This window comes from Arthrobacter sp. 05N425 (assembly GCF_056397125.1).
The window spans coordinates 44982-63357 of the sequence record NZ_JBFTMU010000014.1; the positions used below are offsets into that span (position 1 = coordinate 44982).

Below are 18376 nucleotides of genomic sequence, written 5' to 3' on the forward strand. Positions count from 1 at the left end.
AAGCTGCCCCGCACCCGTCGGCGGCGTTCGGCGGCAGCCGGAGCCAAACCGGTCCGTGACGCGAGAAAAACATGCACCGGAAACGCCGCCGAAACCTCACCCGTGCATGCTGGTGCCAATGGAGCCCCGACGGAGGGGCTCCGCTGGGGAGGAGTTGGCTATGGGTAGGGAAGGTGCGATCCGGACGTGCGGGGAACTGGCCGCCGGGGACGAGATCGAGGCGTGGCACAACGGCAAGTTGTTCCACCGCGGGCGGGTCACCCAGACAATCCCGCTGATGGAGCTGTTCTGGATCCTGGACGCCCGGACCGGCGCCCGGAAACTGCTCGACGTCGAGGCGCTGGAGATCGTCCGCTGTGCCCCGGCCTCGCGGCTCGGGGTCACCGCAGGCCTGGCTCAGCCCGCCTAGGCCTCGGACGGGGACTCAGACAGGGCACCCGTCCGGGCCGCATGCGACGCCGTCCGAACCGGACGTGCCGGCGTCGACCATAACGAGCGGGTGGCTTTCCTGCCACGCCTGCTCCAGGGCTGCAGTGAAGGTTTCCGCGGGCTGGGCCCCGGAGATGCCGTATTTGCGGTCGATGACGAAGAACGGCACACCGCTGATGCCCAGGGCCCGGGCCTCGGCGAAGTCCTGCCGGACGTCGTCGGCGTACTTGTCCGAACTGAACAGCTCGTCCAGTTCGCCGGCGTCGATCCCGAGGTCGAGGCCCAATGAGGTGAGGTATTCACGGCTGCCGATGTCGCGGCCGTGCTCGAAGTGGTCGCTGAGCAGCCGTTCCTTGGCGGCATCCCGCTGACCGTGCGCGGCGGCGAGGTGGATCAGCCGGTGGGCCGTGAAGCTGTTGGCCACCACGACGGCGTCAAAGCGGTAGTCGAGTCCCTCGGCGCTGGCCAGGGATGCCACGTGCTCGAACATGCCGGCGACCTGGTCCGGGGCCATGCCTTTGCGGGTGCTCAGGTAGTCCAGTTCGGTGCCGTCGTAGTGCTCCGGCAGGGACGGGTCCAGCTGGAAGCTGCGCCACTGCACCTCCACCCCATCGCGGTGCGGGAACGCCGCGAGCGCGGTCTCAAAACGGCGCTTGCCGATATAGCACCAGGGGCAGGCCACGTCGGACCAGATCTCAATCTTCATGCTGGCGACAACCCCGCCGGGCCCGCGCTCATTCCCGTCGGCCCGCCAGCTTCCAAAGTCCGTTCCCGCGGTCAAGGGACGCGGAGGGACGCGGAGGGACGCGGAGGGGCGTGGTCAGGGCGCGAGCGAGCGTTCCATGACGAAGTCGTGCTCCACCGTGCTCCCCAGCCTGAACGACTTCGTGCCGACCTTCCGGAAGCCGGACTTCTCGTAGAACCTGATGGCACGGGCGTTCTGGCTGTTCACGCCGAGCCAGAGGCCGCGGGCGCCCGCGSCCGACGCCGCGACGATGCTGGCCTGCATCAGTTCGGCCGCCGCGCCGAGGCCGTGGTGCTCCGGGTGGACGTAGCACTTGCTTAGCTCCGTGCTCGGCCCGGCCCCGAGGACGGCAACCACGTCCGGATCCTGCGTGGCGCGGTCCAGGAGCAGGCTGTAGCCGCGGAGCGCCCCGCCCGCGTCGAGCACGAGCACGGTGACGTCCGGATCGGCCAAGTAGTCGCGGAAATTGGCTTCGCTGAGTGTGTTGGCCAGGTGCGCGGCGATGTCCTCGGGCTGGGATTCCGGCGGGCAGGCGAGCGGAAAGGTGATGGCGGCGAGTTCGGCCAGCGGGCCCGCGTCGTCGGCCGTTGCCTTCCGGATGAGGTGCGTCATGCGAAAAACCCTAGTCCGCGGACCGCGCTGCTTGACCTTCGTGAAGCTGGCTCCGTCATGTTCCGGCGGGTGCCGGGCGGGCCGCAGCCGCGCGTGATAGCAATGGGACTGATGAAAACATATTTCTGCCCGGATGCCAGTCCGCGGACCGCCGGGTGAGTGCCCTGGCGAAGATCCCGCGCGGCGGGCTCCTGATGATCGCGATCGGACTCATCGCCCTCAACATGCGCGGGCCGTTCGTGGCGGTCGCGCCGGTGGTGGGGAACATGCAGCGCGACCTGGGCTTTTCGCCGGTCGAAATCGGCTTCCTGACGGGCATCCCGGTGCTCTGCTTCGCGCTGGCCGCGCCGCTGGCATCGCTGACGGGCCGGAAGCTGGGGCCGGAGTTCGCAATCACGCTGACCCTGCTGGGCGTACTGCTCGGCGTCGTGGTCCGCTCCGCGGGCGGGGGTGCCCTCGTGATGCTGGGGACCGTGATTCTTGGCATCGCCATCACGATCGGCAACATTGTGGTCCCGCTGATCATCCGGCGCGACTTCAGCCCGGCCAAGCAGGCAGCGGCCATGGGCACCTACACCGCCGCGCTGAATATCGGCTCCTTTGTCACGTCCATGATTACGGCGCCGTTGGCGGAACTGCTCGGCTGGCGTCCGGCCATCGCGGCGTGCGCCCTCTTCGCGGTTGCGGCCGGCGCGGTGTGGGTGCTGGCCGCCGGCAGCAGTTCGCTCCGGCCCGAAGCGATCCCGGGGGCGGATCCGACCCGAACGGCGGGGCGGCCCGCGTCGCGCTGGATCACCGTGGCGCTGACCGCGGGATTCGCCGGCCAGGCGTTTTCCTACTACGGGGTCACCGCCTGGCTGCCCAGCCTCCTTGCCGACGAACTGGGGCTGGCGCCGTCGGCGGCCGGCGCCGGATCCTCGCTCTTCCAGATCCTGGCGATCGCGGGCGGCCTAGGCGTCCCGTTCGTGGCGCGTTTTGCCAGCACGACGACGGTCGGACTCACCTTGGGGGCGCTGTGGCTGACGGTGCCGCTGGGGCTCCTGCTGGCGCCCGAGCTGTGGTGGCTCTGGTCCTCCTTCGGCGGCGTGGCCCAGGGCGGCGGCATCACCCTGATCTTCATCGCCATCATCCGGCTGGCCCGCGACCAGGCCTCGGCGGGCCGGATGTCCGCCGTCGTCCAGGGCTCCGGCTACTGTTTCGGCGCCGCGGCTCCCACCCTGCTGGGCTTCGTGCACGGCATCTCGGGCTCGTGGACCGGGCCCCTGCTGATGATCCTGGGCTCGGTGGCCCTGTTCATCCTGGGCTGCGCGCTGTCCCTGCGCCACATCCCGAAGGCGCACTGACCTCACTGAGCCCGGCCGGGCACCCCGGGTGAACGGACACTTGAGGCCCATGTTTTGTGGAAAACATGGGCCTCAAGTGTCCGCTCGACGCCGTTGTCGGGGACGGGGAGGGTCTTCCGTTGCCGGGCTGCCGCCCCGGATTTCGGGGTGCCTGTTGCGAAGGGCGTGGCAGCCCGGCGGACGGAATTCTTGCTGGGCCCGGGTGCGGACGCCGTAGGCGGCGCCCGCGCCGGGCCGGGCGGCTAGACGGCCACGAGGTCCTCGCAGTTGGCTGCGGTGTCGGCGCTGTCGCGGGCTTCGTGCAGGAAGCGGTCGTAGGCCGGCAACGTCAGGAAGGCGGGGAACTCGTTGCCGAGCGTGACCTCCTCGAAGATGTCCCTGGCATCGGCGAAGCGGTCGCCCTCGAAGCGTTCCAGCTTGGCGAACTCCTCATCCAGCATGTCCTCCACCCACTCGCGGGTGATAACGTCGCCCGCGTCCGTGATGGCGCGGGAGAAGATCCACTGCCACAGCTGCGAGCGGGAGATTTCCGCGGTGGCGGCGTCCTCCATCAGGTTGTGGATGGCCACCGCGCCGTTGCCGCGCAGCCAGGACTCGATGTAGCGGATGCCCACCTCGATGTTGTTCCGCACGCCCTGCTCGGTGATCGTGCCCGTGGTGGAGGAGATGTCAATCAGTGCGCGGTCATCCGGCGTGACATCCTCGCGGAGGCGGTCCAGCTGGTTCGGACGGTCGCCGAGGACGCCGTCGAACACCTCGCGGCACACCGGCACCAGGTCCGGGTGCGCCACCCAGGAGCCGTCGAAGCCGTCGGCCGCCTCGCGGGTCTTGTCGGCGCGCACCTTCTCGAACGCGATGGCGTTGGCTTCCTCGTCCTTGCGGTTGGGGACGGCCGCGGCCATGCCGCCAATCGCCATGGCGCCGCGCTTGTGGCAGGCCCGCACCAGTTGTTCGGTGTAGGCCCGCATGAACGGCTGCGTCATGGTGACCTGGCCGCGGTCCGGCAGGACAAAGCGCGGTCCGCGGGTGCGGAAGTTCTTGATCAGCGAGAAGATGTAGTCCCAGCGGCCGGCGTTCAGGCCCGCGGCGTGCTCGCGCAGTTCGTAGAGGATCTCCTCCATCTCGAACGCGGCCGTGATGGTCTCGATCAGCACCGTGGCGCGGATGGTGCCCTGCGGGATCCCCAGCAGGTCCTGGGCCAGGACGAAGATGTCGTTCCACAGCCGCGCCTCGAGGTGGTTCTCGATCTTCGGCAGGTAGAAGTACGGCCCCTTGCCCTGGGCGATCAGGCGGCGGGCGTTGTGGAAGAAGTACAGGCCGAAGTCCACAATGCCGCCAGCCACCGGGGCGCCGTCGATGAGCATGTGCTTCTCCGGCAGGTGCCAGCCGCGGGGCCGGACCACGATCGTGGGCAGTTCCTCGGCAGCGCGGAGCTTGTACTCCTTGCCTTCCGGGGAGGTGAAGTCGATCCGGTGCTCCAGCGCGTCGGTGAGGTTCAGCTGGCCCTGGATGACGTTGCGCCACGTCGGGGTGGAGGAGTCCTCCATGTCAGCGAGCCACACCTTGGCGCCGGAGTTCAGCGCGTTGATGGTCATCTTCTTGTCCACCGGGCCGGTGATCTCGACCCGGCGGTCGGTCAGTCCCGGTGCCGGGGGAGCGACGCGCCATTCCGGGTCGTTGCGGATGGACTCGGTCTCGGGGAGGAAACGCGGGTCCTGCCCCTTGCTGATCTGCTGGCGGCGTTCCTGCCGGGCCCGCAACAGCTCCTGCCGGCGCTCCGCCGTCGCCCGGTGCAGCTTGGCAACAAAAGCCAGCGCGTCCGGAGTCAGAACCTCGCCCTGCCGGCAAATCGGCTGTGCGGTCAACGTAACCCCGTTGATAGTGAAGTTKTCAGTGAAGCTGTTCATTTCAATCTCTCCTTAGAGAAGAAGCAAGGTCGACGGCGAATGGTGACTCAAGCGCGAGGCCAAAGGTGCCGGGATTGCGGCAGCCTGCGTAAAAGGGGCCCTGTGTCCGGGCCCGTCCTCGCTCAGCGAGGTCGGACCCGGACGCGGGGAATAGCAGGCAGGGCAATGCCGGACCGAAGGCCGGATGCAAGGCCGCCGTCGTGAGTTAGTGGAACTGGCCTTCTTCTGTGGATCCCACGAGGGCCAAAGTGGATGCGTTCGGGTTGAGCGCGGTGGCGATGTCGTCGAAGTAGCCGGTGCCGACTTCGCGCTGGTGCTTAGTGGCGGTGTAGCCGCGGGCTTCGGAGGCGAATTCCTTTTCCTGCAGCTCGACGTAGGCGCTCATGCCTTCCCGGGCGTAACCGTGGGCGAGGTCGAACATCGAGTAGTTCAGGGCGTGGAAGCCGGCCAGGGTGATGAACTGGAAGGTGAAGCCCATGGCGCCGAGTTCACGCTGGAACTTCGCAATCGTGGCGTCGTCGAGGTGCTTGCGCCAGTTGAACGACGGCGAGCAGTTGTACGAAAGCATCTGGTCCGGGAAATCGGCCTTGACCGATTCAGCGAACTTGCGGGCCAGCTCCAGGTCCGGGGTGCCGGTTTCCATCCAGATGAGGTCGGAGTACGGGGCGTAGGCCTTGGCCCGGGCGATGCAGGGTTCGATACCGTTGCGGACCTTGTAGAAGCCCTCGGCGGTCCGTTCGCCCGTGATGAATTCCTGGTCGCGCTCGTCGACGTCGGAGGTGATCAGGGTGGCTGCCTCGGCGTCGGTGCGGGCGATGACGACCGACGGTGTGCCGGCGACGTCGGCGGCGAGACGGGCGGCGTTCAGCGTCCGGACGTGCTGCTGGGTGGGGATCAGGACCTTGCCGCCAAGGTGGCCGCACTTCTTCTCCGAGGCGAGCTGGTCTTCCCAGTGCACGCCCGAAGCGCCGGCCTGGATCATCGACTTCATCAGTTCGTACGCGTTCAGCGGTCCGCCGAAGCCGGCTTCGGCGTCGGCCACGATCGGCACCATCCAGTCCTCGACGGTCTGGATGCCTTCGGAGAACTCGATCTGGTCAGCGCGGAGCAGGGCGTTGTTGATGCGGCGGACCACCGTGGGAACGGAGTTGGCCGGGTACAGGGACTGGTCCGGGTAGGTGTGGCCGGAATTGTTGGCGTCGGCGGCAACCTGCCAGCCGGAGAGGTAGATGGCGCGGAGGCCGGCCTTGACCTGCTGCACGGCCTGGTTGCCGGTCAGGGCGCCGAGGGCGTTGGTGTACTTGCCCTCCTTGTGCTCCTCCGTGAGCTGCTTCCACAGCTTCTCGGAGCCGCGGCGGGCCAGCGTGTGTTCTTCGGAGACGCGGCCGCGGAGGCGGACGACGTCGGACGCCGAGTAATCCCGAGTGACACCTTCCCAGCGCGGGTTGGCAGCCCACTCGAGCTCCAGGGCGGCGGCCTGCTCTGTTGTGTCCTGGCCGGCCGGCTGCTGGGTGGGCTCAAATGCTGCAGTCATCTTTGTCTCCTTGATGGGTCCCGGCCCGCCAGTCTGCGTCTCTGCAAGTCCTGGCGGGTTGTTCCGAGGTAGTGAATCTTTCTGTGAGATCTACTTTTCTTTACTTTCAAGGGGGTTTCTAGGGGAAATCTATGGAAAGAAATGCACTTCTTCCCGTATTCTCAAGAAATGCATCCAAGCAGCTGGAACCGTCAGGCAGTACCGCCGTCCCACCCCGCCGAACCAGAGGTGGATGTCATCAGCATGGGCCGAAGGGTCCGGCATCTGCGCAAGGCGGCCGGGCTCACGCTCGATGACCTCAGCGCCACGGTCGGAACGGCCCCCAGCCAGCTGAGCCTGATCGAGAACGGCAAGCGTGAGCCCAAACTCGGCCTGCTCCAGCAGCTTGCTGCTGCGCTTGGCGTCAGCATCGACGAGCTGCTCGGCGCCGAACCGCCGAACCGGCGTGCGGCCCTGGAGATTGAGCTGGAGCGTTACCAGCGCAGCCCCATTTACGAGTCCCTGAAGCTGCCCAAGATCCGCATCAGTTCAAGGCTGCCGATGGACGTGCTGGAGTCCATGGTGGGGCTGCAGCATGAGCTGGAACGCCGCCTCAACGAGCAGGTCGCGACGCCGGAAGAGGCCCGGCGCGCCAACGGTGAACTGCGGGCCATGATGCGGGAGCGGAACAATTACTTCCCGGAATACGAGGCGGAGGCGCAGAAGGTGCTGGCGTCGGTGGGCCACACGTCCGGCCCGCTGTCCCACCATGTCATCGCCGACATCGCCGGGCACCTTGGCTTCAGCCTGCACCATGTGGGCGACCTGCCGCATTCCACCCGCTCGGTGACGGACCTCAAGAACCGCCGAATTTACCTCACGCAGAACGCCCGGAGCGACCACGACCCCCGTTCGGTGCTGCTGCAGGCCCTGGGCCACTACGTGCTGGGCCACCAGACGCCCACCAACTACGGCGACTTCCTGATGCAGCGCGTCGCCACCAACTACTTCGCCGCCGCGCTGCTGCTGCCGGAGCAGGCCACCGTGGAGTTCCTGCAGAAGGCCAAGGCGGCCAAGGAAATCGCGGTGGAGGACATTAGGGACGCGTTCGCCGTGTCCTACGAGACCGCGGCGCACCGCTTCACCAACCTCGCCACGCAGCACCTGGACCTGCGCACGCACTTCCAGAAGACGCACAAGAGCGGCATCATCTACAAGGCATACGAGAACGACGGCGTGACGTTCCCGCAGGACCACACCGGCGCCATCGAGGGCCAGCCCTCGTGCAAGAACTGGACCTCCCGGGTGGTGTTCGACGTGCCGGACAAGTTCAGCGCCTACAACCAGTACACCGACACCCCGGCCGGGACCTACTGGTGCACGGCCCGGACGGAGCGTTCCGCCAACGGGGAGTTCTCGCTCTCGGTGGGGGTGCCCTACGCGCAGGTCAAGTGGTTCCGCGGCCGCGACACCACGGAGCGCTCCAAGTCGACTTGCCCGGACGAGAGCTGCTGCAAGCGTCCGCCGGCCGCCCTCGCCTCCGAGTGGGCCGGCAACGCCTGGCCCTCGGCCCGCGCCCACTCGCACCTGCTTGCCGCGATGCCGCCCGGCGCCTTCCCGGGCGTGGACGAGACCGAGGTCTACTCCTTCCTGCAGGCGCACTCCGGGAACTGAGTTCGACGGGACCCGGCACGCTCCCTCAGGTCCGTCGGGCTCGGGGAGCGTTCGGTGGTTTGGTTGCCGAACCTGTGGGAGCGTTTTCTGGGCGTGGCTGACAGGCGCGCAGACTATATTGGCCAGTGTCAGCTCATCGATCCACCTCGCGGGAGCGTGCACCCATGGCCAAGGAACTTGCCACCCAGCTTGTCGAACAACTCCAGGCTGCCGGCGTGCAGCGGATTTACGGGATTGTTGGCGACAGCCTCAATCCGATCGTCGACGCCGTCCGGAAGACCGGCGGGGCCGCGAAGGGCGGGATCGACTGGATCCACGTCCGGCACGAGGAGGCCGCGGCGTTCGCCGCCGCGGCGGAAGCCCAGCTGACCGGCAAGCTCGCGGTCTGCGCGGGGTCCTGCGGCCCGGGCAACTTGCACCTGATCAACGGCCTGTACGACGCCAACCGCTCCGGCGCCCCGGTGCTCGCCATCGCCTCGCACATCCCGAGCAAACAGATCGGCAGCAGCTTCTTCCAGGAAACCCACCCGGACCGGCTCTTCAACGAGTGCTCGGTGTACTCCGAGCTCGTCAGCACGGCCGAGCAGGCGCCGCGGGTGATGCACAGCGCCATCCAGCACGCCGTCGCGCTCCGCGGCGTCGCCGTCGTGACCCTGCCTGGCGACATTGCCGGGCTGGAGGCGACCGCCGAAACCCCGGCGCCGGCAGCCTTCCGGCCGGCCGCCATGGTGCCGGACCCCGCCAGCGTGCGGGAACTGGCGGACGCCATCAACGACGCCGGTAAGGTCGCCATCTTCGCCGGGGCCGGCGTCGACGGCGCGCACGACGAGGTGATCGCGCTGGCCGAACTCCTCGCCGCGCCGATCGGTCACTCGCTGCGCGGCAAGGACTTCATGCAGTACGACAACCCCTACGACATCGGCATGACCGGGCTGCTCGGCTACGGCGCCGCGGCCGAGGGGATCGAGGACGCGGACCTGCTGATCCTGCTCGGCACCGACTTCCCCTACGACCAGTTCCTGCCCGGGACTCGGACGGCGCAGGTGGACCGGGCCGCGCAGAACCTGGGCCGGCGGACCGACGTCGACGTCGCCGTGCACGGCGACGTGCTTCCGACGCTGACTGCGCTGATGCCGTTGCTGAAGCCGAAGAAAAGCCGCCGCTTCCTTGACGCGATGCTCAAGAAGCACGACCGGCTGATGAACAAGGCCGTCGGGGCGTACACCCGCAGGGTCGAGAAGACCGAGCCGATCCACCCGGAGTACGCGGCCTCGCTGCTGGACCAGGTGGCGGCGGAGGATGCGGTCTTCACGGCGGACACGGGCATGTGCAACGTCTGGACCGCGCGGTACATCAACCCGCTGGGCACCCGGCGGCTGATCGGCTCGTACCTGCACGGCTCCATGGCCAACGCGCTGCCGCACGCCATCGGGGCCCAGCTCGCCTACCCCGGACGCCAGGTGATTTCGGTCTCCGGCGACGGCGGGCTCTCGATGTTGCTGGGGGAGCTGATCACCGTCGCGGCGCACCGGCTTCCGGTCAACGTGGTGGTCTTCAACAACTCCACCCTGGGCATGGTCAAGCTGGAGATGCTGGTGGACGGGCTGCCCGATTTCGGCGTCGACGTCCCGGACGCCAACTATGCGGAGGTCGCCCGCGCCCTGGGGTTCCACGCCGTCCGCGTCACGGATCCGTCCCGGATCGAGGCCGCCTACCGCGAGGCGTTCGCGCACCCCGGACCCTCGCTCGTGGAGCTGATCACCGATCCCAAGGCACTCTCGATCCCGCCGAAGATCAAGGGCGCACAGATCCTGGGCTTCGCCACGGCGATGTCCAAGGTGGTGCTGAACCGGGGAGCCGGCGAGGCCGTGAGCATGGCCCGAAGCAACCTGCGCAACATCCCGCGGCGCTGACGGGCCGTCGCGCACCCGCGCGGCGCCCGGCCCGCCGCGCGCGGCGCGCCTCCATTTCGACGGTTCCGTGCGGGCTCGACGCTACGACGCATCGAGTGGGCAGGGAACCGTCGAAATGGCCAAGGGCTAGCGCGGGGCGGCCCCCGCTGGTTGACTGGCCGTGGGCGGACCTCCGCCGCTCCACGCGGTAGTACGGGCCTTGGGGGCGCGATGAAACAGAAGATTCCGGCACGCATTATTGCTTCCGCGGCGGTCGTGGCGCTGGTCCTCTCGGCCTGTGCGGCCTCGCCGCCGGCGCTGTTGAAGGCCGACGGCGTCGAACGCGTTTCGGTGGACCGCGCCGCCCACCCGGCCGAGTTGGCTCAGCTCCGGGCGGCCGCGCGGAAACTGGGCGCAGCGCTCCTCGCGGACGGCGGGGAGGCCGGAAACGGCAACGTGGTCTCGTCCCCGGGCAGCCTGCTGATTGCCCTGGCCATGCTGCGGACAGGTGCGGCCGGGGCAACGGCCGCCGAGATGGACAAAGTCCTGGGCCTCCCCGCCCAGCACCGCGACGAAGCCCTGGATGTTCTGCTTGCATCCCTGGAAGCCTTCGACGGCGACCCCGGCTCGGTGGACGAGAAGAATCCGCCCCGCCGGCCGGTCCTGCACACCGCCAACGGCCTGTTCGTGGACAAAGGTGTGCCCACCGGAGAGGGGTACCTGCGTTCCCTGGCCCGGTACTACGGCACCGGCGTGTACCCGGTGGACTTTCAGGATGAGGACACCACTAAGCCGGCAATCGACGCCTGGGTGAACAAGAACACCGGAGGCCGGATCAAGAAAGCGCCTGCGGAGTACAGCAAATACAACACCTTCAGCGTGCTCAACTCGGTGTACTTCGCGTCTGCCTGGAAGGTGCCCTTCGACCCGGCGGACACCGCAGACCGTCCCTTCACGACGGCGGCCGGCCGGCAGGTATCGGTACCCACCATGTCCGGCGTCCAGGATCTCCCCTTTGCCCAGGGAAACGGCTGGCAGGCCGTCGATCTTCCCTATGCCGAGGGCTTCGTGATGCGCCTGGTACTGCCGGATTCCGGAGCTCCCGGCACCGGGGTGCCATACCTTGCCGAGGCTGCGCGGGCCCTTGACGCGGCCGCCCCGTCGCCCACCCAGCTTTCCCTCCCGCAGTGGAACCAGAAGAGCATTTTCGAGTTGCGCGAGGTCTTCGCCAGCCTCGGCCTGCGGGAGACGCTCCAAACCGAGACGGACTTCAACTCAATCCAGCGTGGCCTCAAGATCACGCAGGCCGGCCAGTCCGCCAACATCACCGTGGCGGAAAAGGGCACGATTGCCGCCGCCGTGTCCCAAGTCAACGCGGAGGCGGTGAGCGGCGCCGCTTTCACGCACACGATCCGTTTTGACCGGCCGTTCGTCTACGAAATCGTCCACGTCGAGACCGGGCTGCCGCTGTTCATGGGCCGGGTGTCCGACCCCAGCCAATCATGAGGCGCTCGCTCAGATTCTGCCGGTCAATATCGACCGACTCCTCAATCAGTGAGGGAGCGGCTGTTCGGTAGCCGCCGGACCTGAGGGAGCGTCGTCGGCTAGCGCGGGCCGCCCTGCCAGAGTGCGTCGAACGGCGCGCCCGAGGCCACCCGGTTCCGGATCCCCGCAGTGACAAAGTCTTTCGCCGTGCGGGCGGCCTCCAGCGGCGTCGCGCCCTTGGCAAGCTCCGCGGTCACGGCGGCGGCCAGCGAACAGCCGGCGCCGGAAACGGCGACCTCGCCCACCTTCGGGGCGGAGAGGACCTCCAGCGTCTCGCCGTCGTAGTAGACGTCGACGGCGTCGGGCCCGGCCAGGCGCACGCCGCCCTTGGCGAGCACCGCGGCGCCGCTGAGTTCGTGGATGCGGACGGCCGCGGCCTTGAGCGAGTCGACGTCGGTGATCTCCAGCCCGGAGAGCGACTCGGCCTCAAAGTGGTTCGGTGTGACGAAGGTGGCCAGCGGCAGGATCTGTGCCTTGAGCGCCTGGTCGGTGTCCAGGGCGTGGCCCGGCTCCTGGCCCTTGCAGATCAGCACCGGGTCCAGCACCACGTTCCGGAACGCAGAGTCGGCCAGCGCCGACGCCACCGTGGAAATCGTCGCCGGGCTGCCCAGCATGCCGATCTTCACCGTGTCCAGCACGGACGGCGCGCCGGACGCGGCGCCGTACGCCGCCGTCGTCGCCTCCAGCTGGTCGGCGATGACCTGCTGGTCCACCGCGACGAAGCGGTGGCTCCAATTGTCTTTCGGGTCGAAGGAGACGATGCAGGTCAGGTTCGCGATGCCGAAGACGCCGAGTTCCTGGAAGGTCTTCAGGTCCGCCTGCGCGCCGGCGCCGCCGGTGGCCTCGGAGCCGGCGATGGTCAGGGCGACGGCGGGGTAGGCGCTGGCGTCGGAGGTCACGTTGTCCACGGCGTAAGAAATCATGGACCCATCCTGCCACTCGGGGAAAACGGGCCGCATTGTGCGTATGACCAATATGACCAAAACCCGAGTGTTCTGGATCACGGGAACTAAGGTGGCGGACGGTGTTGCTCTCTTGCGACGCCGGATCCAGGAAGGTTCATTGATGAGCACCCAACTGTCCGAAGCGGCCCAGACCCGAAAAGCCGTCGGCAACATCCTCAAAGGCTCGGCCGGCAACCTCGTCGAGTGGTACGACCTCTACGTCTACACAGTCTTCGCGGCTTACTTCCAGTCGCACTTCTTCAATTCCAAGGACGAGCTCCAGGCCGGCCTTGAGGCGATGGCGGTCTTTTCGACGTCGTTCCTGATGCGCCCGATCGGCGCCTGGTTCTTCGGCCGCTATGCGGACCGCAAGGGCCGCAAGGCCGCGCTGACGCTGAGCGTGACGATGATGTCCGCCGGTTCCTTCGCCATTGCGGTGCTCCCCACCCAGCAGCAAATCGGCCTGTGGGCAATGATCCTGCTGGTCCTCATCCGCGTGATCCAGGGTTTCTCGGTGGGCGGCGAGTATGGCACCAGCGCCACCTACATGTCCGAGGCTGCAACCACCAAACGCCGCGGCTTCTTCTCCAGCTTCCAGTACGTCACGCTGATCGGCGGCCAGATGCTGGCCCTGCTGGTCCTGGTCATCCTGCAGAACGTTATGCCCAAGGGCGACCTGGGCGAGTGGGGCTGGCGGATCCCGTTCGCGATCGGCGGCGTCGCGGCCCTCGTGGTGCTCTGGCTCCGGCGTTCCATGGAGGAGACCGTCTCGGCCGAACAGATCGAGGCCGCAAAGGCCCCCGCGGTGGCCGGTCAGGCGCAGCCGGGCACCATGAAGCTGCTGTTCACCAGTTACTGGAAGCCGCTGATGATCTGCATCGGCATCACGCTCGGCGGCACGGTGGCGTTCTACACGTACACGAACTTCATCCTGAAGTTCATGAATGACACCTCGGGCATCGCCAAGACAGACACCTCGGTGATCAACTTCTGGGCGCTGTTCATCTTTATGCTGCTCCAGCCGGTCTACGGCATCATCTCGGACAAGGTGGGCCGCAAGCCGCTCCTGCTCTGGTTCGGCATCACCGGCGTCCTGTTCACCTGGCCGCTGCTTTCCGCCCTGGCCGGCACCAAGGATCCGCTCACGGCGTTCCTGCTGATGATGGGCGGCCTGCTGATCGTGGGCGGCTACACGTCCATCAACGCCCTGGTGAAGGCCGAGCTGTTCCCCGCGTCCATCCGCGCCCTCGGCGTCGGGCTGGGCTACGCGATCGCCAACTCGCTCTTCGGCGGCACCGTCCCGCTGATCGGCGCGGCGCTGCAGAAGGCCGGCCAGGAAGAACTGTTCTTCACCTACGTCACGGTGGCCATCGCCATCTCGCTGCTGGTCTACATCTTCGCGCTGAAGAACAAGAAGTCCACGCACCTGGACCACGAACAGGGCCACGCCTGGGAGCCCGCGGATGCCCGTGAGGACGACGGCAAGGATCTCGTGGACGCCTCGCGCCGTTAGGGTTCCGAACGCTGCCCTGGCGCCGTTTCGACGGTTCCCTGCCGATTCGATGCTACGCAGCGTCTTGTCCGCAGGGACGGGTCCGGGCCCCGTGCCGCAGGAACCCCCAGTGCTAATACAGCCGGCCGACCCGCCCGTTCACGCGAACCGGGCCGCCGAGCGAACCACTACGAATGGAACGCCCATGACTTCCGCCAAGACCTTTCCGGCTGCCGCCCCGCCGAAGTTCGCCTCGATCGGTTCCCCATACTTCGGCATCATGCTGGCCGTGATGGCCGTGGTGCTGATCCTGTCCAACATCGGCGCCTCCAAGGGCGTGGCGATCGGCCCGATCATCACCGACGGCGGGTTCTTCCTCTTCCCGCTGGCCTACATCCTGGGCGATGTCATCAGCGAGGTCTACGGCTTCAAAGTGGCGCGCAAGGCGATCATCACCAGCTTCGCACTGTCAGCTTTCGCGTCCCTCTGCTACTGGGTCATCATCGCGCTGCCCGGCTTCGATGACGAGTATGGGGCCGCCAAGCAGTCCGCGCTGGAAGGCGCCCTGGGCCCGGTCCCACAGATCGTGCTCGCCTCCCTGCTGGCCTTTTTCGCCGGTCAGACGATCAATTCCTGGATCCTGGTAAGGATGAAGGCCCGGACGGGGGAGAAGTCCCTGTGGGCCCGCATCATGGGGTCCTCCGTGGCCGGCGAGTTCGTGGACACGCTGATCTTCTGCAGCATCGCTGCCTCCGTGATTGGAATTACCGACGCTGCGATGTTCGTGAACTACGTCCTCGTTGGATTCCTCTACAAGACCCTTGTGGAGTTCGCCTTCGTGCCGCTGACCACGCTCGCCATTGGCTGGGTGAAGAAGCGCGAACCCAGCTACGGGACTGTCTAGCTCCGCCCGCAACATCCGCCGTTTCGACGGTTCCGTGCCCACTCGACGCTGAGAAGCGTCTAGCCGACAGCGGACCGTCGAAACGGCGCGGAATCAGCCCCGGCGCCGCGGTTCAGCGCCCGCAGGACCCGGTATTTGAACTCCACCTCGTTGAACAGGTGCTTCCACTCGATTCGGAGGAACGTCCAGCCCTGCTCCGTCAGCGCCTTCTCGCGCTGCCGCTCCGCGAATAGGACCTCTCCGGTGGGCCGGTAGTCGAAGTACTTGCTCTTGCCGTCGAACTCGAGGGCAACCTTGCGCTCGGGCCAGGCTAGGTCCAGCCGGTATTCCCCGAGCGGCGTCAGAACGCTGTACTGCAGCTCGGGCGGCGCAATCCCGATCCGGTGCAGCAGTTCCCTCGTCAGGCTCTCTCCGGCTGATTCGGAGCGAGGGTCGGCCAACTCGAGGGCCCGGCGCAGCGCCACCACTCCGTTACGCCCGGCTAGGGCACCACACTGGGCGCGGATCATGCCGAGATCCGCCCCCAGGCGGGCCGCATGATCGATCAGGATCACAGCCTGCGGCACGGTGAACATCAGGCAGCAATCCACGACCGTGCGTTCCAGGGACGTGCACGGCAATCCGTCCACGAAGCACATCTCGCGGCTTGTCACCCGCCTGGTGTGGGCGACGACGTCGCGCCCGTGCGAAATCCGCGAGGGGCAGCCGTTCTGCGTCAGGTGCACGCGGTAATCGACCCTCCACAGCTGGAGTTCATGGAGGCTGGCACCTGAGATGTGGCTGTACACGAAGCCTCCCGCCGACGTCGTCAGCGTTCCGAGCGCATGCGCCGAAATCAGCTGCCGACGTCGGGCCGGGGCATCAAGGCCCCGCCACCACTGCCCGCGGGCGTAGCAGCCACGGCGCAGCCGGACGAGGGTTCCGTCCCGGACGTGCCTGGCAATGGCCCGGGAATTTCGTCCGGATGCCAAAAGCTGGTCCGTGCGCCAGAGGGTCCCGTCATCGGGAAGTTTGGTGGGCATGGGACCAGCTTTGGCCAACCGCCCGGCTCGCTCCAGAGCGCCGTGGGGGTATGTGGACAATGCCGTTTCGACGGTTCCCTGCGGTAAGGCTGCTTGGTTACATCGAACACGCAGGGAACCATCGAAACGGCCAGGACCATCGAAACGGCGAAGGCCGGGCGGTCCGTCAGGCCTTGAGCGTCCCGTCGAGGAGCTCGCGAAGCTCGCGGAAATGCCGTTCGGTGGCCTCCGGGTGGAACGCAGAGGTGTCCGCCATCGAATAGCCGTGGGGTGCCCCCGCGTAGACCTCGTTGGCAGCCTTCAGGCCCGCCGCGTCCAGGGCCGCACCGAGACGGGCAACGGCGTCGGTATCCATGCTCCGATCATGATCGGCGTGGCCGAAGACGAACCGGGCACGGGCGTTGCCGAGTCCCAGGTGGGGGCTGTCGGGCTCGTCGGTCGCCAGGCCGCCGCCGTGGAAGCCGCCGCAGGCAGCCACAGCGTCCGGGTGTGCGGTGGCGGTGCGGACAGCAAGCCGGGCGCCCATGCAGTAGCCGGTGACGCCGACCGGGCCGGGGGCGACGCCGTCCAGACCGCCCAAGGCCGCCAGCCACGCGTCGATGTCCGGCAGGGCTTTGTCCGTGGTGAGGCGGCCGACCCGCGGGAAGGCGGCCGCGCCTGCCGCCTCCCGGCCTTCCGGCGTGGTCATGTCCAGGTCCGGGGCCAGCTCGGCAACCGTTCCTTCGCGGTAGAAGACGTTCGGAGCCAGGACGACGTAGCCCCAGTCGGCGATGCGCTGCGCCATGTCCTGGATGCGGGGGCGCAGGCCGAAGGCGTCCATGTACAGGATGACGCCCGGGAACGGGCCCTCACCGGTGGAGGGGCGGGCCACCAGGGCCTCGGCTGTGCCGTCTGCGGCGGGAATCTCGATAAACATCCGGCCAGCCTATCCGACGCCATTTAGACGGTTCCCTGCGCGTTCGACGTTTACCCGCGTCGAACGCGCGGGGAACCGTCGAAGCGGCCGAAGGAGAGACGGGGGCGCGGCCGGAGCGGGAGCCTAGGAGTAATACCGGCCCAGGGTCTCGGCCTTGAATTCGAAGAAGGTCCCGGCCTCGATGGCGAGGCGGGCGTCGTCGACCATTTTCACCACGAAGCGCTCGTTGTGGATCGAGATCAGGGTGGCCGAGACCATCTCCTTGGCCTTGAACAGGTGATGGATATAGGCCCGCGAGTAGTTCAGGCAGGCGTAGCAGTCGCAGCCTTCCTGCAGCGGACCAAAATCGCGTTTGTACATGGCGCCGGAGAGGTTGTACCGGCCGGTGGGGTGGTAGAACGCCGAGTTGCGGGCCACCCGGGTGGGGGAGACGCAGTCGAAGGTGTCCGCGCCGTTTTCGATCGCGGTGAAAATGTCGTCGGGCTCGGAGATGCCCAGCAGGTGCCGCGGCTTGTTCTCCGGCAGTTCCTCGTTGCACCAGCGCACGATCGTGCCCAGGTTTTCCTTCTCCAGCGCCCCGCCGATGCCGAAGCCGTCGAAGTTCATGGCGCCGAGGTCCCGGCAGGCCTTGCGGCGCAGGTCCTCGTACTGGGCGCCCTGGATCACGCCGAACAGCGCCTGGTAGGGTTTCCCGGCACGCTCGGAGGTGAGCCGGAAGTGCTCGGTGATGCAGCGTTCGGCCCAGCGGCGGGTGCGCTCCAGGGACTCCTCTTGGTAGCCGCGGGAGTTCTGCAGCGTGGTCAGCTCGTCGAAGGCGAACATGATGTCCGCGCCGATCTGGTGCTGGACGTTCATCGAGATCTCGGGGCTGAACCGGTGCCGGTCGCCGTTGAGGTGGCTCTTGAACCAGACGCCCTCCTCGTCCACGTGGGCCAGGCGTTCCTTGCCGGGCGCGACGGCGTCGTCCGGGCCGGAGTGGTCCACCGACTTCATGTCGATGACCTTCTTGAACCCGGACCCCAGGCTCATCACCTGGAAGCCGCCCGAGTCCGTGAACGTGGGGCCGCGCCAGTTCATGAAGGCGCCCAGCCCGCCGGCCTCGTCCAGGACGTCCGCGCCGGGCTGCAGGTACAGGTGGTAGGCGTTGGCCAGCACGGCCTGCGCGCCGAGATCGGCGACGGCCTCGGGCAGCACGGACTTCACCGTGGCCTTGGTTCCGACGGCGATGAACGCCGGCGTCTGGATCTCCCCGTGCGGGGTGGCGATGGTGCCGGTGCGGCCCAGGAATTCCCCGCCGTTCGCCGCCACCTGCGCGCCCGACGGCGCACACGTTTCGCTCAAGCGCTTGCCCACCCGGAAGGAAAACTCGGATTGCCGGGCAGGCAGCGGGGCGGAGGGGGCGGGTTCAGGATTCGCTGGCACCGTTCAAGTGTGCCAG

The 18376-nt window shown here is 67.6% G+C and carries 15 protein-coding genes; 7 read left to right on the forward strand and 8 right to left on the reverse strand.

What is annotated here, in order from left to right:
- Window positions 1-160 precede the first annotated feature (160 nt).
- A complete protein-coding gene (locus AC1DGE_RS14490; protein ID WP_476892866.1) occupies window positions 161-409 on the forward strand; it encodes a hypothetical protein in 249 nt (82 codons plus the stop codon).
- Window positions 410-424: 15 nt separating this feature from the next.
- Here AC1DGE_RS14490 and AC1DGE_RS14495 read toward each other — a convergent pair whose 3' ends face one another.
- Both AC1DGE_RS14495 and AC1DGE_RS14500 read right to left on the reverse strand, forming a co-directional pair.
- Complete coding sequence (locus AC1DGE_RS14495) at window positions 425-1135, reverse strand: DsbA family oxidoreductase (RefSeq protein ID WP_476892865.1); 711 nt, start codon at window positions 1133-1135, stop codon at window positions 425-427.
- Window positions 1136-1249: 114 nt separating this feature from the next.
- Window positions 1250-1786, reverse strand: coding sequence for an N-acetyltransferase family protein (locus tag AC1DGE_RS14500; RefSeq protein ID WP_476917667.1), 537 nt, complete (start codon window positions 1784-1786; stop codon window positions 1250-1252).
- Window positions 1787-1980: 194 nt separating this feature from the next.
- Between AC1DGE_RS14500 and AC1DGE_RS14505 the strand changes: the two genes are divergently transcribed.
- Entirely contained in the window at window positions 1981-3129 is a 1149-nt protein-coding gene (locus tag AC1DGE_RS14505) for an MFS transporter (protein ID WP_476893033.1), read from the forward strand.
- 242 nt (window positions 3130-3371) lie between these two features.
- Here AC1DGE_RS14505 and aceB read toward each other — a convergent pair whose 3' ends face one another.
- Together aceB and aceA are read right to left on the reverse strand one after the other, a co-directional pair.
- Window positions 3372-5036: a malate synthase A gene (aceB, locus tag AC1DGE_RS14510; protein ID WP_476917668.1), complete on the reverse strand. Its 1665-nt coding sequence runs from the start codon at window positions 5034-5036 to the stop codon at window positions 3372-3374.
- A 205-nt stretch (window positions 5037-5241) separates the two neighbouring features.
- Entirely contained in the window at window positions 5242-6570 is a 1329-nt protein-coding gene (gene aceA / locus AC1DGE_RS14515; protein WP_441418948.1) for an isocitrate lyase, read from the reverse strand.
- Between the two features lie 141 nt (window positions 6571-6711).
- On the opposite strand from aceA, the gene AC1DGE_RS14520 reads away from it, so the two are divergent.
- The 3 genes from AC1DGE_RS14520 to AC1DGE_RS14530 all read left to right on the forward strand — a co-directional run bounded on the left by AC1DGE_RS14520 (window position 6712) and on the right by AC1DGE_RS14530 (window position 11621).
- Window positions 6712-8223: a helix-turn-helix domain-containing protein gene (locus AC1DGE_RS14520; RefSeq protein WP_441418949.1), complete on the forward strand. Its 1512-nt coding sequence runs from the start codon at window positions 6712-6714 to the stop codon at window positions 8221-8223.
- 164 nt (window positions 8224-8387) lie between these two features.
- Window positions 8388-10136, forward strand: a complete 1749-nt coding sequence (locus AC1DGE_RS14525) for a pyruvate dehydrogenase (protein WP_476917721.1) — start codon at window positions 8388-8390, stop codon at window positions 10134-10136.
- Window positions 10137-10346: 210 nt separating this feature from the next.
- Window positions 10347-11621 carry a serpin family protein gene (locus AC1DGE_RS14530; protein WP_476917669.1) on the forward strand — a complete coding sequence of 425 codons (1275 nt, stop codon included), beginning with the start codon at window positions 10347-10349 and terminating at the stop codon, window positions 11619-11621.
- Window positions 11622-11719: 98 nt separating this feature from the next.
- On the opposite strand, the gene AC1DGE_RS14535 is transcribed toward AC1DGE_RS14530, so the two are convergent.
- Window positions 11720-12583, reverse strand: coding sequence for a hydroxymethylpyrimidine/phosphomethylpyrimidine kinase (locus AC1DGE_RS14535; protein WP_476917670.1), 864 nt, complete (start codon window positions 12581-12583; stop codon window positions 11720-11722).
- Between the two features lie 142 nt (window positions 12584-12725).
- Here AC1DGE_RS14535 and AC1DGE_RS14540 point away from each other — a divergent pair, with 142 nt between their 5' ends.
- On the forward strand, window positions 12726-14117 hold the full coding sequence (locus tag AC1DGE_RS14540; RefSeq protein ID WP_476917671.1) for an MFS transporter: 1392 nt from the start codon (window positions 12726-12728) through the stop codon (window positions 14115-14117).
- Between the two features lie 184 nt (window positions 14118-14301).
- Window positions 14302-15000: a queuosine precursor transporter gene (locus tag AC1DGE_RS14545; RefSeq protein ID WP_476892858.1), complete on the forward strand. Its 699-nt coding sequence runs from the start codon at window positions 14302-14304 to the stop codon at window positions 14998-15000.
- Window positions 15001-15059: 59 nt separating this feature from the next.
- Here AC1DGE_RS14545 and AC1DGE_RS14550 read toward each other — a convergent pair whose 3' ends face one another.
- The 3 genes from AC1DGE_RS14550 to tgt all read right to left on the reverse strand — a co-directional run bounded on the left by AC1DGE_RS14550 (window position 15060) and on the right by tgt (window position 18360).
- Window positions 15060-16022: a type IV toxin-antitoxin system AbiEi family antitoxin domain-containing protein gene (locus AC1DGE_RS14550; protein WP_476917672.1), complete on the reverse strand. Its 963-nt coding sequence runs from the start codon at window positions 16020-16022 to the stop codon at window positions 15060-15062.
- A gap of 166 nt (window positions 16023-16188) precedes the next feature.
- Window positions 16189-16938, reverse strand: coding sequence for a dienelactone hydrolase family protein (locus AC1DGE_RS14555; protein ID WP_441418956.1), 750 nt, complete (start codon window positions 16936-16938; stop codon window positions 16189-16191).
- A gap of 123 nt (window positions 16939-17061) precedes the next feature.
- The gene (tgt, locus tag AC1DGE_RS14560; protein WP_476892856.1) at window positions 17062-18360 is read right to left on the reverse strand and encodes a tRNA guanosine(34) transglycosylase Tgt; all 1299 of its coding nucleotides are present in this window, start codon (window positions 18358-18360) and stop codon (window positions 17062-17064) included.
- Window positions 18361-18376: the final 16 nt, after the last annotated feature.